Source organism: Bordetella muralis (assembly GCF_965139205.1).
In the GTDB taxonomy this organism is placed as follows: domain Bacteria; phylum Pseudomonadota; class Gammaproteobacteria; order Burkholderiales; family Burkholderiaceae_B; genus Bordetella_A; species Bordetella_A muralis.
In genome coordinates this window covers 1-15,959 of the sequence record NZ_CBCSIU010000017.1, presented here as the reverse complement: position 1 = coordinate 15,959, position 15,959 = coordinate 1, and the positions used below count along the sequence as shown (strand labels likewise).

Annotated in this window: 14 protein-coding genes and 2 pseudogenes; 10 read left to right on the top strand and 6 right to left on the bottom strand. The window is 59.7% G+C overall.

Annotation, left to right across the window (positions count from 1 at the left end; all coding sequences use genetic code 11):
- Window positions 1–321 precede the first annotated feature (321 nt).
- The 5 genes and pseudogenes from ACNA0I_RS20275 to ACNA0I_RS20255 form a co-directional block, all read left to right on the top strand.
- Window positions 322–1,296 carry a tripartite tricarboxylate transporter substrate binding protein gene (locus tag ACNA0I_RS20275; RefSeq protein WP_415807837.1) on the top strand — a complete coding sequence of 325 codons (975 nt, stop codon included), beginning with the start codon at window positions 322–324 and terminating at the stop codon, window positions 1,294–1,296.
- An 83-nt stretch (window positions 1,297–1,379) separates the two neighbouring features.
- Window positions 1,380–1,856, top strand: coding sequence for a tripartite tricarboxylate transporter TctB family protein (locus ACNA0I_RS20270; protein WP_415807836.1), 477 nt, complete (start codon window positions 1,380–1,382; stop codon window positions 1,854–1,856).
- Between the two features lie 4 nt (window positions 1,857–1,860).
- Window positions 1,861–3,369 (top strand): tripartite tricarboxylate transporter permease, encoded by a 1,509-nt coding sequence (locus ACNA0I_RS20265; protein WP_415807835.1) that lies wholly within the window; start codon window positions 1,861–1,863, stop codon window positions 3,367–3,369.
- A pseudogene (locus ACNA0I_RS20260) lies at window positions 3,366–4,136 on the top strand (Ldh family oxidoreductase); the annotation flags it as partial. The gene ACNA0I_RS20265 and the pseudogene ACNA0I_RS20260, both read left to right, overlap by 4 nt.
- Window positions 4,137–4,170: 34 nt before the next feature.
- Window positions 4,171–4,451: pseudogene (locus ACNA0I_RS20255) on the top strand (Ldh family oxidoreductase); the annotation flags it as partial.
- Window positions 4,452–4,488: 37 nt separating this feature from the next.
- Here ACNA0I_RS20255 and ACNA0I_RS20250 read toward each other — a convergent pair.
- From ACNA0I_RS20250 to proC, 6 genes are all read right to left on the bottom strand, one after another.
- On the bottom strand, window positions 4,489–5,568 hold the full coding sequence (locus ACNA0I_RS20250) for a sn-glycerol-3-phosphate import ATP-binding protein UgpC (RefSeq protein ID WP_415807834.1): 1,080 nt from the start codon (window positions 5,566–5,568) through the stop codon (window positions 4,489–4,491).
- 46 nt (window positions 5,569–5,614) lie between these two features.
- The gene (gene ugpE / locus ACNA0I_RS20245) at window positions 5,615–6,442 is read right to left on the bottom strand and encodes a sn-glycerol-3-phosphate ABC transporter permease UgpE (protein ID WP_094821548.1); all 828 of its coding nucleotides are present in this window, start codon (window positions 6,440–6,442) and stop codon (window positions 5,615–5,617) included.
- Window positions 6,443–6,460: 18 nt separating this feature from the next.
- Complete coding sequence (ugpA, locus tag ACNA0I_RS20240) at window positions 6,461–7,342, bottom strand: sn-glycerol-3-phosphate ABC transporter permease UgpA (protein ID WP_094838047.1); 882 nt, start codon at window positions 7,340–7,342, stop codon at window positions 6,461–6,463.
- A gap of 124 nt (window positions 7,343–7,466) precedes the next feature.
- Window positions 7,467–8,780, bottom strand: a complete 1,314-nt coding sequence (gene ugpB / locus ACNA0I_RS20235; protein ID WP_415807833.1) for a sn-glycerol-3-phosphate ABC transporter substrate-binding protein UgpB — start codon at window positions 8,778–8,780, stop codon at window positions 7,467–7,469.
- Between the two features lie 252 nt (window positions 8,781–9,032).
- A complete protein-coding gene (locus tag ACNA0I_RS20230) occupies window positions 9,033–9,596 on the bottom strand; it encodes a queuosine precursor transporter (RefSeq protein ID WP_415807923.1) in 564 nt (187 codons plus the stop codon).
- 127 nt (window positions 9,597–9,723) lie between these two features.
- Window positions 9,724–10,557 carry a pyrroline-5-carboxylate reductase gene (gene proC, locus ACNA0I_RS20225; RefSeq protein WP_415807922.1) on the bottom strand — a complete coding sequence of 278 codons (834 nt, stop codon included), beginning with the start codon at window positions 10,555–10,557 and terminating at the stop codon, window positions 9,724–9,726.
- A 401-nt stretch (window positions 10,558–10,958) separates the two neighbouring features.
- Here proC and ACNA0I_RS20220 point away from each other — a divergent pair, with 401 nt between their 5' ends.
- From ACNA0I_RS20220 to ACNA0I_RS20200, 5 genes are all read left to right on the top strand, one after another.
- On the top strand, window positions 10,959–12,074 hold the full coding sequence (locus ACNA0I_RS20220; protein ID WP_415807832.1) for a high-affinity branched-chain amino acid ABC transporter substrate-binding protein: 1,116 nt from the start codon (window positions 10,959–10,961) through the stop codon (window positions 12,072–12,074).
- 107 nt (window positions 12,075–12,181) lie between these two features.
- Window positions 12,182–13,108, top strand: coding sequence for a high-affinity branched-chain amino acid ABC transporter permease LivH (livH, locus tag ACNA0I_RS20215; RefSeq protein WP_415807831.1), 927 nt, complete (start codon window positions 12,182–12,184; stop codon window positions 13,106–13,108).
- Window positions 13,108–14,343, top strand: a complete 1,236-nt coding sequence (locus ACNA0I_RS20210) for a high-affinity branched-chain amino acid ABC transporter permease LivM (RefSeq protein WP_415807830.1) — start codon at window positions 13,108–13,110, stop codon at window positions 14,341–14,343. The genes livH and ACNA0I_RS20210 overlap by 1 nt, the downstream gene beginning before the upstream one ends.
- Complete coding sequence (gene livG / locus ACNA0I_RS20205) at window positions 14,340–15,107, top strand: high-affinity branched-chain amino acid ABC transporter ATP-binding protein LivG (protein WP_415807829.1); 768 nt, start codon at window positions 14,340–14,342, stop codon at window positions 15,105–15,107. Before ACNA0I_RS20210 ends, livG begins: the two co-directional genes overlap by 4 nt.
- Window positions 15,107–15,808: an ABC transporter ATP-binding protein gene (locus ACNA0I_RS20200; protein WP_415807921.1), complete on the top strand. Its 702-nt coding sequence runs from the start codon at window positions 15,107–15,109 to the stop codon at window positions 15,806–15,808. The genes livG and ACNA0I_RS20200 overlap by 1 nt, the downstream gene beginning before the upstream one ends.
- Window positions 15,809–15,959: the final 151 nt, after the last annotated feature.

Sequence of the window (15,959 nt, the reverse complement as noted above, 5' to 3'; positions counted from 1 at the left end):
GCGCCGGACCGGCTTTGTGAAGCCCTCACGGCCCGATTGCCTCGGCTCGACGTCCAATAAGCACACCCCCCTAGGCCCATCCAAACCGCCAACGAATTTCAACCCATACGATTTAGCCGATAACAAGACCCTCACCGGGATAACCCGATAGTTGAATCGTCGATTGCTCTGCTAATAATGATCAATTAAGATGGTTTCACACTATCACAGAGCGTCTGTTGTTATTTCAAAATGAGGGTGCAAGTACACATTGCGCCCCTATCGTAGCTGACCGGATCCGGCATCCGCCGGGCATTCCACGAAGGACCTGGAGACAATACGATGAGGAAACATCGCTTGCTTGGATGGGCGTTAGCGCTGTGCGCTTTTTCTCCGCTGGCATACGCGGATTGGCCTGAAAGGCCTATCACGATGTATGTGGCGTGGGGAGCAGGAGGAGGCACCGATGCCACGGCGCGCATCATCGCCTCGCTGCTGGAAAAGGAATTGGGCCAACCCGTCAACGTCGTCAATCGCACGGGTGGTAACGGGGTCGTGGGACATGCAGCGATTGCCAAGGCCCGGCCTGACGGCTACACATTGGGCATGTTGACGGTCGAGATTGCGATGATGAAGCATCTGGGCCTGACGTCTCTGTCGCCAGCGGACTATACGCCGCTCGGCTTGATGAACGTGGATCCCGCTGCAGTTTCCGTCAGCGCCTCGTCTTCGTACAAAACGATGGGCGATTTGATGGAGGCGATCAAGGCGAATCCCGGCAAGCTCAAGGCATCAGGCACTGGCCAGGGTGGTATCTGGCACATAGCGATTGCTGGTCTGCTCAAGACTGCAGGCCTGGATCCGGCGGCGGTCCCGTTTGTGCCATCCAACGGCGCGGCGCCGGCCATGCTGGAATTGGCCTCTGGTGGTATCGACATCGTGCCGACCTCCTTGCCCGAAGCGCGTCCGATGATCGACGCCGGTAAAGCGAAACCGTTGGCGGTGATGGCCGACAAGCGCGAGGCTTTGTATCCCGATGTGCCGACGCTGAAAGAGTCGATCGGCGTGGATTGGAAAATCGGTGTGTGGCGCGGCATCGCGGGCCCCAAGGGCCTGCCCGACGATGTCACCAAGCGGATGGTGCAAGCGCTCGACAAGATCAATCACAGCAAGGAATTCCAGGACTTCATGAAGCAACGCGGCTTTGGTGTCGGCTGGGCGGGCGGCGCCGAGTACGGCACATTCATGCAACGTTCGATGGATGATTTCGGGCAAGTAATTTCCGCGATTGGCATGGCGCGCCCCGCACCGCAATAGCCAATCGGGATCGTTGCCGCATCGCATTCCCCGGCCCGCCGTGTAGGCCGGGGTGTCGAACCCCCTCGTTTAGAAGAGGTCCCATGAAATTCGACGATATTCGAATTGGGATTGTGCTGGGCGTTTTCTCTGTATTTGTTTTCGCCGTAGCGCGCACGTTTCCCGTCATTCCTGGCCAACAATTTGGCGCGAGTCTGTTTCCGACGCTGATTTCGATAGGCCTGTTTATTTGTTCCGTGTTGCTGGTGATCCAGGGATGGCGCGCGCGCCGTGCGGGGGCTGTGCGTGCGGGCTGGCCCGCGTGGCTGCGTGATCCGATGGCGGTGCTGCGCTTTCTGATGGTGCCGATTTCTCTGGTGTTTTATTTCATGGCCGCGGACTGGCTGGGATTTCTGCCTTGCTCGTTTTTGCTGCTGCTGGTGATGCAGCGCTTGTTTGGCGTGCGTTGGCGGCGCGCGTTGATGGTGGCGTTGATCGTCTCGCTCGTCATTCATGTGATGTTCTACAGTGTGCTGCACGTGCCATTGCCGTGGGGTCTGCTCGAACCGTTGGCGTGGTGACATCATGGCATCTGAACATATCTACCAGGCATTGTTGCAGGTAGCCGACCCGTTTGTGTTGAGCGTGATTTTTCTGTCTGCGATATTCGGCCTGTTTGTGGGGGCGGTGCCCGGCCTGAGCGCGACGATGGCAGTCGCGCTGCTGGTGCCGATCACGTTTTTCATGGACCCGATTCCGGCCATCGCGATGATGGTGACAGCCACGGCGATGGCGATCACGTCCGGGGATATTCCGGGCTGCCTTTTGCGCATACCGGGTACGCCGTCGTCGGCCGCCTATACCGACGAGGCCTACGCCATGACGCGGCGAGGGTTGGCGGACCAGGCCTTGGGTGCGAGCATTGTGTTCTCGTGTATCGGCGGGCTGTTTGGCACGTTCGTGTTGATCACGTGCGCGCCGCTGCTGGCCGATTTCGCATTGAACTTCACGTCCTACGAGTTTTTCTGGCTGGTGGTGCTGGGCCTGTCGTGTGCGATATTCATTTCGCCATCGAGCACGCTGCGCGGTTTTGTGTCGTTGCTGATCGGATTGTTGCTGGCCTGTGTGGGGATGAACAATCCCGCAGCGTACCCGCGTTTCACGTTCGGCAACGATGACATGCTCAATGGCGTGACGCTGTTGCCGATGATGGTGGGGATGTTTGCGGTGTCCGAGGTGCTGCGTTATGCCACGGATGTCAGTCAGCGTCCGGTGGATATCAAAGGGCGCATCGGCAATATTTTTACGGGCATGGGCGGGTTGATGCGCAAGTATCCTGCCAGCGTCGCGCGCGGCAGTGTGCTGGGAACGGTGGTGGGAATTCTGCCGGGCGCTGGCGCAGATATTGCGGCCTGGATGTCGTACGGAATCAGCAAGCGGTTTTCGCGCGAACGCGAGAAATTCGGCACGGGCCACGTGGAGGGAATTGTCGAGGCAGGGGCGGCAAATAATTCGGCGTTGGCAGGGGCGTGGATTCCTGCGCTGGTGTTCGGGATCCCGGGGGATTCCATTACGGCCATCGTGATCGGCGTGTTGTACATGAAGAACATGACGCCTGGGCCGATGATTTTTACCAATAGCCCGGTCGAGATGTATGCCGTTTTCACCGTGTTTGTGTTGGCGAACCTCATTATGTTGCCCTTGGGTTATCTCGTGGTGAAGACGGCCAAGCAGGTGCTGAATGTGCCGCGTAATGTGCTGATGCCTATCATTCTGCTATTTTGTATCGTAGGCACCTTTGCCATCAATAACAGTGTGTTTGAGGTGCTGGTGATGCTGGTGATGGGGGTGCTCGCGTACCTGATGGAGGAAAATGACTTTCCGATCGCGCCCGCCGTGCTAGGGGTGGTGCTGGGCGGGATGCTCGAAGAGCATTTCGTTTTTTCGATGATCAAGGCCGATGGAAACTTCTGGGCCTTCTTCAGCCGTCCGATTGCTTGCGGGTTGGGTGTTCTGGCAATCCTGGTTTGGTTGATCCCGCTGTGCAAAGGCGTATATCGCATGTCTACGGATAAAAGGAGCGTGACGGCATGACTCAAGGCGACGTTGGGGTTTATGAGGCTGCCGCGCTGCGGGAGTTTGCCGAGCGGGTGCTGGTGCAGGCCGGGATGCGGAACGATATCGCGACTACCGTGGCAGAGGTCCTGGTCGAGGGCGATTTGCTGGGCCACACGACGCACGGTCTGGCGTTGTTGGCGCCTTATGCCGCCGACCTGCAACAAGGCCGCATGGCCAATGAGGGCGAGCCAGAGGTCCTGTCCGACAAAGAGGCCTCAGTGTTGTGGGATGGCCGGCGGTTGCCGGGTCCCTGGCTGGTTTGCCGCGCGATTGATGAATTGCTGCCGCGCGCGCGCCGTTTCGGTTCGGCAACCCTGGTCATCCGGCGCAGCCACCATATTGCCTGCCTGGCCAGCTATCTGCTGCGCGCCGTTCAGCAAGACATGCTGATCGTGCTGGCATCATCCGACCCTGCTGCGCGCAGTGTGGCGCCTTTTGGCGGCACTCAGGCCGTGTTTACCCCCAACCCCATTGCGGCAGGTATTCCTGCAGCATCGCCGTTGCTGATTGACATCTCTGCTTCGATCACGACCAACGGTATGTCCGCACGGTTGGCGCAGCAGGGCAAGCAGTTCGACGAGGCGTGGTTGATCGACGCCCAGGGGCATCCCACGCGTGATCCGTCAGTCTTGTTTGCGCAGCCGCCGGGCACTATCTTGCCTGTGGGCGGGATTTCCGCGGGACACAAAGGCTATGGTCTGGCGTTGCTGATCGAGGCATTGACGGGCGGATTGGGGGGGTATNGNCGCGATGACGGCGCCGAGGGATGGGGCGCGNCGGTGTATTTGACACTGCATGACACAACGGGTTTTGGCGGCAAAGAAGACTTTCATCGACAGATGAATTGGCTGGCCCAGCAATGCCGCGAGAATCCGCCTCGGGCCGGCGTGGACGCGGTGCGATTGCCGGGTGATAGGGGGCTGGCATTGCGGGCGCAGCAACTCAGTCACGGTGTATCCCTGGATCCCACGATCGTGCCCGCGTTGCACAAGTTGTCCGAGGCGTGGTCTGTGCCGATGCCATCAGCGATTCAGGCGCATACCGCTCGCCATGCCTAGAGGCTGATCACAGACGCTGAGGGATTCTCCGCCCCAATCAGATCCGCCGCCCGGTCTGCACGTCGAACCAGTGCAGGGCATGGCGGCCGTCCGAACCCAGTTGAATGGCGTCACCAGGTTTAAGCGGCGTGGCGGCCAACAGACTGGTGGGACAGCGGACCACGATAGGTGATTGACCGCAGCGCGCGTGCAAGAGCTGTTCCGAGCCCAGGGTTTCGATCATTTCAACTTCGGCGGGGATGCCTTGGTTATTGAGATCGATGTGTTCGGGACGTATGCCCAGGATGACGGGGCGGCCACGCACGGCGGCGGGGACTTGGTCTGCAGGGATTTGCAGCGTGATGCCGTCTTGAGTCTGGACGCTGCCCTCGGCGGTGGTGGTGACGGTGATCAGGTTCATGGGTGGCGACCCGATGAAGCCTGCGACAAAGGTGGAGGCGGGCTTTTCGAAAACCTCCATGGGCGTCCCGATCTGTTCGGGCACGCCCTGATTCATGACGATCATGCGGTGGGCGAGAGTCATGGCCTCGACTTGATCGTGCGTCACGTAGAGGCTGGTGGTGCCCAGGCGCCGATGCAGTTTCATGATTTCCAGACGCATGGCCACGCGCAGTTTGGCGTCCAGATTGGATAAGGGTTCGTCGAATAGAAAGACTTTGGGCTCGCGCACGATGGCGCGGCCCATGGCAACGCGCTGGCGTTGACCGCCGGACAGTTGTCGCGGGCGGCGGTCGAGCAGTTTTTCGAGCTCCAGGATTTTCGCAGCGGCGTCGACGCGTTTGCGTATGTCGTCCTTGGAGAATTTGCGGATCTTCAGGCCGTAGGCCATGTTGTCGAACACGCTCATGTGCGGGTAGAGCGCGTAGTTCTGGAACACCATGGCGATGTCGCGTTCGGCCGGCTCGAGTTGATTGACGACGTTGCCGTCGATCAGGATCTCGCCGCTGGTGACAGTTTCCAGGCCGGCGACCATGCGCATCAGGGTGGATTTTCCGCAGCCGGACGGGCCGACGATGACGATGAATTCGCCGTCTTTTACGTCTGCGTCGATGCCGTGGATGACGGCGACGTTGCCGGCATAGGTTTTCTTGACGTTGCGAAAGCTCAGGGTTGCCATGAGATGTTCTTTGCGTAAGCGGCTGCCCGGATGAGGGGCGGCACGGTTATTTTTCGGTGTCGACCAAGCCTTTGACGAACCACTTTTGCATCAGGATCACGACCAGTACCGGCGGGATCATGGCCAATAGCGCGGTGGCCATGGTGATGTTCCACTCGGTGACGCTGTCGCCGCCGCTGATCATGCGTTTGATGCCGATGACCACCGGATACATGTCTTCTTGGGTGGTGATGAGCAGCGGCCAGAGGTATTGGTTCCAGCCATAGATGAACTGGATGACAAAGAGGGCGGCGATGCTGGTGCGCGATAGCGGCAACAGCACGTCGCGGAAAAATCGCAGCGGGCTGGCGCCGTCGATGCGCGCGGCTTCGACGAGCTCATCGGGAACGGTCAGAAAGAACTGGCGGAACAGGAACGTCGCGGTGGCCGAGGCGATGAGCGGCAGCGTCAGGCCGGCATAGCTATTGAGCAATCCCAGGTCCGCGACGACTTTGTAGGTAGGCGCGATGCGGACTTCGACGGGCAGCATCAGGGTGACGAAAATCATCCAGAAAAAGAACATGCGTCCCGGAAAGCGGAAATACACAACGGCAAAAGCCGAGAGTAATGAGATGGCGATTTTGCCCAGCGAGATGGCCAGCGCCATGATCAAGCTGACATACAGCATGCTGCCCACGCCAGCGTTGGTCAGCGCGCGCGTGTAGTTCTCGACGAAGTGCGGGCCGGGCAGCAGCGACATCGGTGCGGCGGCGACTTCTTGGGCGGTCTGGGTCGAGGCGACAAACGTCACATACAGCGGAAAGGCGACCAGCGCTACTCCGCACAGCAGGATGATGTGAGCCAGGATGTCCAGCCAGGGACGGCGTTCAACCATGATGCGTAGCCTTTTTGATCAGTACTGGACTTTGCGGTCGATGTAACGGAACTGCACGACCGTGAGCGCCACGACGATAGCCATCAGCACGACGGACTGTGCGGCGGAGGAACCCAGGTCCAGGCCGTTGAAGGCGTCGCTGTAGACTTTGTAGACCAGGATGGAGGTGGACGTGCCGGGGCCGCCTTGCGTGGTGGTATCGATCACAGCAAACGTGTCGAAGAACGCATAGATGACGTTGACGACCAGCAGAAAGAACGTGGTCGGCGACAGCAGCGGAAAGACGATGGTCCAGAACCGGCGCGTAGGCGAGGCGCCATCGATCGCAGCGGCCTCGATCAACGAGCGCGGAATGGATTGCAGGCCAGCCAGGAAAAACAGGAAGTTGTACGAGATCTGTTTCCAGACAGCGGCAATGAGCACGAGCATCATGGCCTGATCGCCGTCCAGGCGCGGATTCCAGCCGATGCCCATTTTGCCGAGCGCGACGGCCAGGATGCCGACCGATGGAGAAAACAGGAATAGCCACAGCACGCCGACGACGGCAGGCGCGACGGCGTAGGGCCAGATCAGCAGGGTTTTGTACAGGCCCGCACCGCGGATCACGCGATCGGCCATGACCGCCAGCAAGAGCGAAACTGCCAGCCCGACAAAGGCCACCAGCGCCGAGAATACGGCGGTGACGCGGAAAGATTCCAGATACGCGGTCTGGTTGAATAGATCAACGAAATTGTCCAGGCCGACGAATTCGGTGGACAGACCGAAGACATCCTGTAACTGTGTCGATTGCCACAGGGCCTGGCCCGCAGGCCAGAAAAAGAACACCAGCGTGACCGCAATCTGCGGCGCCAGTAATAGGTAAGGCAGGGTCTTGTGTCGGAAGACGACGCGTTTTTCCATGAGGCAAGCCCTGGTCAGCTAGCAAAAAGGTCTGTCAAAAGACCTGCCAATGTAATTTGGAAATACATATCATCGCAAAAAAAAGCGGCGGCTTTCATGAGGAAAGCCGCCGTGATGACGGATTTTACTTCACGCTCTTTTCGAATTTTTCGAGCAACTCGTCGCCGCGCGTAACCATAGTCTTGATGCCGTCTTGGGCGCTGGTCTTGCCGGAAACGATGCGTTCGATTTCCTGGTCTTCGATCTCACGGATTTGCGGCAGGTAGCCCAGGCGCAGGCCGCGCGATTGCGCGGTCGTCTGGACGTTCAGCTGTTTGACGCCGACTTCCGTACCCGGGTTCTTGTCGTAGTAACCGGATTTTTTGGTTTGCTCGTAAGCGGCGACGGTGACGGGCACATAGCCGGTCTGCTGGTGCCAGCGAGCGGCGATTTCGGGGCTGGCCAGGAAATGGAAGAACTTGGTCACGCCCTTGTAGACCTCGGGCGATTTCTTGGCAAAGACCCACAGCGATGCGCCGCCGATGATGGTGTTTTGCGGTGCGCCCTTGACGTCGGCGTAGTAGGGCAGGGTCGAGGTGCCGAATTCGAATTTGGCGTTCTTGGCGATGTTGGCGCGCAGACCGCTGGAGCCCGTGATCATGGCGCATTTGCCGCCGATGAACAGCGAGTTGGGCTGGTCGCCGCGGCCGCCATACATAAAGATGCCTTCTTTGGCGAGCTTGGCCAGGTTTTCCAGATGGCGCACGTGCAGCGGCGTGTCGATCGCCAGACGGGCGTCCAGTCCGCCAAAGCCGTTGTCTTTGGTGGCGTAGGGCACGTTATGCCAGGCCGACAGCGTTTCCAGCTGGACCCAGGACGGCCAGGACGTGGTGTAGCCGCATTCTTGGCCGGCGGCCTTCAGTTTCTGGCCGGCATCCGCGAGCTCTTCCCAGGTCTTGGGCGGCTTTTCGGGGTCGAGGCCGGCTTTCTTGAAGGCGTCTTTGTTGTAGTAGAACACCACCGTCGAGCTGTTGAACGGCATGGAGATGAGTTTGCCGTCTTGCGACGAGTAGTAGCCTGCCACCGCGCCGATAAAGGCTTTGGGATCCAGTGGCTCGCCGGCTTCTTCGGACATCTCCTGGACTGGCTTGACGGCGCCCTTGGCGTACATCATGGTGGCCGTGCCGACCTCGAATACCTGCAGAATGTCGGGGGCATTGCCGGCGCGGAACGCGGCGATACCGGCGTTCATAGACTCGCCGTAGTTGCCTTTGTAGACAGCATTGACTTTGTAGTCGGGGTTTTTCTTGTTGAACTCCTGGACGAGCTCATTGACGCGTTCACCCAGCGCACCTTCCATTGAGTGCCAGAATTGGATTTCCGTCGCGGCGTATGCCGAGGTCGCGGCAAAGGCCGTCATTAGTGCGGCAAAGGTGAGGGCTAGGCGTTGCGGTCTCATGGATTTGTTCTCCGGTTGCGTGCGTAGTGGGGGCCAAGGGTATTGGGCCGCAATGAACACGACACCTTATGTATGGGATGTGACAGAGTTGTGACTTTTACACCACTGGGGGGCGCTGTCAAATATCTGTCGTAGTTTGTGTGAAACGATGCAGCGAACGGGGCGGTGCGGGAACGGGCGGCAGCGCAACAATCGACGCTGATAAGCAGGCGCGCTTCATCCATTTCGCGTGGCCGCGTGGTGAGGCAGCTGTTATCGGACGCCGCAGCGCGGCTGATCGCAGCCCTGCGGATCCAGAGGCTCGGGCCGCGCCAGATTCCACATCAACGCTCGGAAAGGCGCGAGCATGCTGACGTTGACAAGCAGTTTGATGGCCAGATCGCCAAGCATCCAGGTCACCCACGGCGTCCCGGTCGCAGCAAAGGCGACGCTGAAAAACACGGCGGTATCGAGCAGGGCGCCGACAGTGCCTGACAGCAGCGGCGCGCGCCACCAGCGCTGATCGCGCAGCCGGTCAAAGACCTGGATGTCGGCCAGTTGTGCGCAGATATAGGCCAGCCCAGAGGCCATGGCGATACGGGGTGACGCCAGCCAGATCGATACGGCGAGCGCCAGGGCGAAACCTACCCAGGCGACGCGGCGCGCGGCGCTCGGGCCAAAACGGCGATTCAGGACATCAGTGACCAGAAACGCGATCGGATATGACAGTCCGCCCCAGGTCAGCCAGTCGTTGAGCGGTACCTGGACGAGGACGTTGGAGCCGACGACGATCAGGCCCATGCAAAAGACGGCCACGGCGAATTGGCCGGGCGTCATGGCCTGGAAATGGCGGGATGTGGGCGGCAGGGCCGAGCTGGTACTGTTCAAACCGGGCCTAGGGGTGTTGATGTTCATTGCTTGCATGGAGGTACCCAACATCGCGACGTTGGATACCCCCTGGACCTTATTTGCCGAATTCGTCGGCGAGTTCTCGCGAGCGCTGCGCTGCGGCTTCGAGAGCCTGACGCACGATGCCGCGCAGGTCGGCTTGCTCAAACACCTGCAATGCAGCAGCAGTGGTGCCGCCTTTGGAGGTGACGCGTTCGCGCAATACTGAGGGCGAATCGGTGGCCTGCTCAGCGAGCTTGGTGGCGCCAGCCAGGGTGCCCAGGGCCAATTGATGGGCCTGGTCAGGGCTGAGGCCGACGGCCACGCCGCCCGCAATCAGGGACTCGAGAAACAGGAAGACGTACGCGGGGCCGCTGCCGGACAGTGCGGTGACCGCATCCAGGGCGGCATCGTCTGCCACCCACACAACCTGGCCTACCGAAGCCAACAGGCTTTCGGCCAAGGTGCGGCCCGCATCATCGACGCCGGGCAGGGCGGTCAGGCCAGAGACGCCCGCACCGACCAATGCCGGCGTATTGGGCATGCAGCGCACCAGATTTTGCCAAGGCTGGCCGGCCTCGCCCAGCCATTCGGCCAAGGTGTCGGCTCGGATGCCGGCGGCCACGCTGATAATCAGGGTATCCGGCTGCAACCACTGGCGTGTCGCGGCGACGGCATCGCGCAACTGTTGAGGTTTCACGGCATAGAGCCAGACTTTGCAGGCGCGCAGCGCCTCGTCTGGCGTGCTGGCAGCTGTCGCACCGCGCTGGCGCCAGGCATTTTGTACGTCGGCGTTAGGGTCGACAACATGCAGATTGCCGGCAGGGCAGGTTTTTCCGGCGAGCCCGCTGGCCAGCGCCGAAGCCATGTTGCCGCCACCGATAAAAGCGATAGAGAGGTCGTGATTCATGGCGTGATTGTAGCTGTCAGGCAGAAATATGGGCATGAGACGTCGGTGTTTTCCAGGAGTATTCATTATTTGCAAGCTTGGCGTAAGTAAGCTGTTGAATACTTGCGCGCCTCTTTTTCCCAGGGCAGCAGGGGAATTCGGTAATGAATCAGCTGTGTGCGCAATTCCTCGCAAATAGGCGGCGCACCATGGCGAGATTGCTGTGATGTGTCCCTGAATATGCGACGCTATGCGATATTGGGGATTACACGCAGTGACAGGGTGTCAGGCAGCTTTCAGAATACCGCCCACGCTGTACTTTTGCCCAAGAAGCCGGCAATGCACGTCTGAGGCCGCCGGGTATCCCCCGTCGATGCCAAAGCCGTACAACGCTGTCCATCCTTATCGCCGGAGAATATCGAATGAAGCTTCTGCATCGCGTTAACCCCATCGCTTTGGCCCTGGGTTCGTTGCTGTTGGCTGGCGCTGCGCATGCAGCCGACACCATCAAGATCGGCATGCCCCAGCCCATGACTGGTCCCAATACGCAGTATGGGACGCAGATCCAGGCCGGCGCGCTGACCGCCATTGAGACCATCAACGCACAAGGCGGCGTCAAGGGCAAAAAGCTCGAAGCCATCTTGATCGATGACGGCTGCGAGCCCAAGCAGGCCGTGCCTGCCGCGAACCGCGTAGTCAACTCCGGCGCCAAGTTCGCCGTGGCGCACGCGTGCTCGGGTGTCACAGTGCCCGCAGTGAACGTCTATGAACAAGAAGGCATCGTCGCCATCACCCCGGGTGCGACCTCGCCGCTGGTGACGGACACGACCAAGCCGCATTTCTTCTTCCGTACGATTGGCCGCGATGACCAGCAAGGTCCGTTTGCGGCGAATTACATCGCAAAAACGCTCAAGCCCAAGAAGGTCGCTGTGCTGCACGACAAGCAGACCTACGGCTCGGGTGTAGCCTCGCAGGTGAAGGCCTCCCTGGAAAAAGAGGGCGTGAACATTGCGCTGTACGAGGGCATCAACGTTGGTGATAGCGACTATTCGGCCGTGATCACCAAGCTCAAATCCTCGGGCGTGGACCTGGTCTATTTCGGTGGCTATCACCCCGAACTCGGCCTGTTGCTGCGCCAGTCGCGCGAGCAAGGCCTGAACGTGCAGTTCATGGGCCCCGAGGGCACCGCCAACCAGGATCTGGTGGCGATCGCCGGTCCGGCCATCGAAGGCTTGCTGGTCACGCTGCCGGCTGACTTTACCAAGATGCCCGGCAACGAAGGCATCGTGAAGGCGTTCAAGGACGCCAAGCGCGATCCGGACGGCGCGTTCCAGATGCCGGCCTATGCCGCCGTGCAGATCCTGGCCAAGAGCATCGAGGCCGTGGGTGAGGATCCCGCCAAGGTTGCGGACTACATGCACAAGACCACGTTCGACACCGGTATCGGTAAAGTCGAATACGACGCCAAGGGCGACTTGAAGGACTTTGAGTTCGCCGTATTCAAGTGGGACAAGGACGGTAAGAAAACCCAGCTGTAAACACGCGAAGCTCTGGCTATCCGCTGGAGCTTGTCCGCACGCCCAGGTTTCCGGCTCCGGGTTGTTGTTACCGGGGCCGGTGCCATTTGGAGCATAGGTAATTATTCATGTCAGACCTTATCCCTCAACTCACCCAGCAGATCTTTAACGGTCTGTCTCTGGGCGCGATTTACGCGTTGATTGCCATTGGCTACACAATGGTCTACGGCATCATCGGTATGATCAACTTTGCTCACGGCGAGATCTATATGATCGGCGCTTATGTGGGCTTGGTCACTTTGACCGCCATCGGTACAGGCAGCGGTTTGCCTCTGCCGTTTATGGTGGCTGCCATGTTGTTGGTGGCGATTGTGGTGACCGGTATCTATGGCTTCAGTGTCGAACGCGTGGCCTACCGGCCGGTACGTGGCAGCCAACGGCTGGTGGCGCTGATTTCCGCTATCGGTATGTCGATTTTTCTGCAGAACTGGGTCGCACTGGGCCAGGGCGCACGCGATATGGCGGTGCCGTCGCTGGTGTCGGGATCGCTGCAGTTCCACATGGGCACGGACTTTGACGTCACGCTGCCGTATTCGCGCATCATGATCATTGTGGTGACGGTGCTGTTGATGATCGCGCTGTCGCTGTTCATCAAGTACTCGCGTATGGGCCGTGCATCGCGTGCTTGCTCGCAAGACATGCACATGGCCAATCTGCTGGGTATCGATACCAACCGGGTGATTTCGTTCACCTTCGTTCTGGGCGCAATGCTGGCGGCGGTAGGTGGCGTGTTGATCGCCATCACAGTCGGCAAGCTCAATCCGTTCATCGGCTTTCTCGCCGGGATCAAGGCGTTTACGGCGGCGGTGCTGGGCGGTATCGGCAGCATTCCCGGCGCGATGCTGGGCGGGGTGTTGCTGGGGCTGGCGGAGACGCTGGCGGCAGCCTATATCTCGTCGCAATACAAGGACATCGTGGCTTTCGCGCTGCTGGTCTTGATTCTGCTGTTCCGCCCGACGGGGCTGCTCGGCAAACCTGAGGTGGAAAAAGTCTGATGGCTAATAACACGCTAAAGAACGCTTTCATGGCGGCCGTGTTGACGGCTGTCATTGTGATGCCGGTGTTTGGGCTGCAACTGATTCGTCAGGGCGCGCAAACCCATCTGGAATCCCGCTGGGACCTGGTGGCCTTGGCCGCCGCAGTGGTGTTCGTTTTTCAACTCTTGCGCCCGTGGCTGGCGGTGCCGTTCCGGCGCCTGAAAACCAGCGTACCGGTATTGCCCGCCGCGCCGACCAAAGGCCGTAAATGGATCTTTGTCCTGCTGATCGCGGCAGCGGTGATCTGGCCGTTTTTCAGCGGCCGCAGCTCGGTGGATATCGCTACGCTGGTGCTGATCTACGTGATGCTGGGCCTGGGCCTGAACATCGTGGTGGGTTTCGCAGGGCTCCTGGATCTGGGCTTTGTGGGCTTTTATGCGGTGGGCGCGTATACGTACGCCTTGCTGTATCACTGGGCCGGTTGGGGCTTTTGGGAGGCACTGCCTTTCTCGGGAGCCATGGCTGCGTTGTTCGGTTTCGTCCTCGGGTTTCCGGTGCTGCGTTTGCGCGGGGATTATCTGGCGATTGTGACGCTGGGGTTTGGTGAAATCATTCGCCTGTTGCTGATCAATTTGAATTTTTTCACGGGCGGCCCGGACGGGATTTCGGGGATTCCGAAACCGACTGTGTTCGGCTTTGAAATGACGCGCCGTGCAAGCGAAGAGGGCTCTCAGACATTTCATCAGTTGATGGGCTGGACGTTCGATAACCAGCACATGGTGAACTATCTGTATCTGATGGCGTTGGCGCTGGCGTTGGTGACCTTGTTCGTGTCCACGCGCTTGATCCGTATGCCGGTGGGACGCGCGTGGGAGGCCTTGCGCGAGGATGAAATCGCTTGCCGTTCGCTGGGGTTGAACCCGACGCGGATCAAGCTGTCGGCCTTTACGCTGGGCGCGATGTTTGCCGGTTTCGGCGGCGCGTTTTTTGCAGCCCGCCAAGGCATGGTGAATCCGGAGTCGTTCACCTTCATCGAATCGGCACTGATCCTGGCCATCGTGGTGCTGGGAGGGATGGGGTCGCAGGTCGGCGTGATTCTCGCGGCGATTCTGCTGACGGTACTGCCCGAGATTGCTCGTGAGTTTGCAGAATACCGGATGCTGATGTTCGGTCTGGTGATGGTGTTGATGATGATGTGGCGTCCACAAGGGTTGTTGCCCATGAAGCGTCCCCACGTGGAGCTGAAAAAATGAGCGAGGCCTTGTTGAAAGTATCGGGCCTGACCATGCGGTTCGGCGGGCTGTTGGCCGTCGATAGTGTGGGATTCGAGGTCAAGCGTGATGAGGTGTTTGCCATCATCGGCCCTAATGGGGCGGGCAAGACGACGGTATTCAACTGCGTGGGCGGGTTTTATAAGCCGACCGGCGGAGAGATCGTCATGGACGGCAAACCTATCACTGGTTTGCCCAGCCACAAGGTGGCGCATCATGGATTGGTGCGCACTTTTCAGAACGTGCGTTTATTCAAGCAACTGACGGTGCTGGAAAACCTGCTGGTGGCGCAGCATACGCAGGTGGAATCGCGTCTGCTGCCGGGCCTGCTGAAACTGAAGTCGTATCGCCAGTCCGAGGCTGACGCGTTGCAGCGTGCGGCGCAATGGCTGGATTTCATGGGGCTGCGCGAGTATGCCAACCGCGAGGCAGGCAATCTGGCGTATGGCCACCAGCGCCGTCTGGAGATCGCGCGCTGCATGATCACCAAGCCGCGCTTGTTGATGCTGGATGAGCCGGCTGCGGGGTTGAACCCTCAGGAAAAGCGCGATCTGCAGCAGTTGATCGACCAGTTGCGTCGCGAGTTCGGTGTGGCGGTGTTGTTGATCGAGCACGATATGAGCCTGATCATGGGCATCTCGGACCGGATTCTGGTGATGGAACACGGCAAGCCCATTACGACGGGCACGCCGGATCAGGTGCGTAACGACGAACGCGTCATCAAAGCGTACCTGGGGGAAGAATGATGCTGAAGCTGGACAATATTCATACCTACTATGGTGCGATTCAGGCGTTGAATGGTGTGTCGGTCGAGGTCAATCAAGGTGAGATCGTCACGTTGATCGGCGCGAACGGGGCCGGCAAGACGACGTTGTTGATGACGGTGTGCGGGAATCCGCGTGCTCGTTCCGGGACGATTACGTTCGAGGGCGAGGATATTACGCACAAAGAAACGCATCACATCATGCGTAGCGGGATCGCGATTTCGCCGGAAGGACGCCGGGTCTTCAAGGACCTGACGGTGGCGGAAAATCTGATGATGGGGGGCTTTTTTGCCGACCGTCATGCGATCGAGGCCGGGCTCGAGCACGTGTATAAGCTGTTTCCGCGTCTGAAGGAGCGGGCGGCGCAGCGTGCAGGGACGATGTCTGGCGGGGAACAGCAGATGCTGGCGATTGGGCGAGCGTTGATGACGCAGCCCAAGCTGCTGTTGCTGGATGAGCCTACGCTGGGGTTGGCGCCGCTGATTATTGCGCAGATTTTTGACATTATCCGGACGATACGCTCTGAGGGCGTGACGGTGTTCTTGGTCGAACAGAATGCGAACAAGGCGCTGCAGGTGGCGGATCGGGGGTATGTGCTGGAGAACGGGCGGGTCGTGCTGCAGGATACGGGGGCGAACTTGCTGGTTAATGCGGATGTGCGGAAGGCTTATCTGGGGGCTTGAGGTTTGGAGGGGCTGTCGTTTGGGTTCTTGAGTGTGGCTGTCGTTTGAGTTCTTAAGCGTGCCTGCCGCGTGCCCGAATGGCGTGCCAGCCCGCTGAGGCCGCCGAGGAGATCGCGTCAGGCGGGGGGTAGTCGGCTGGGCATGTTTGAGC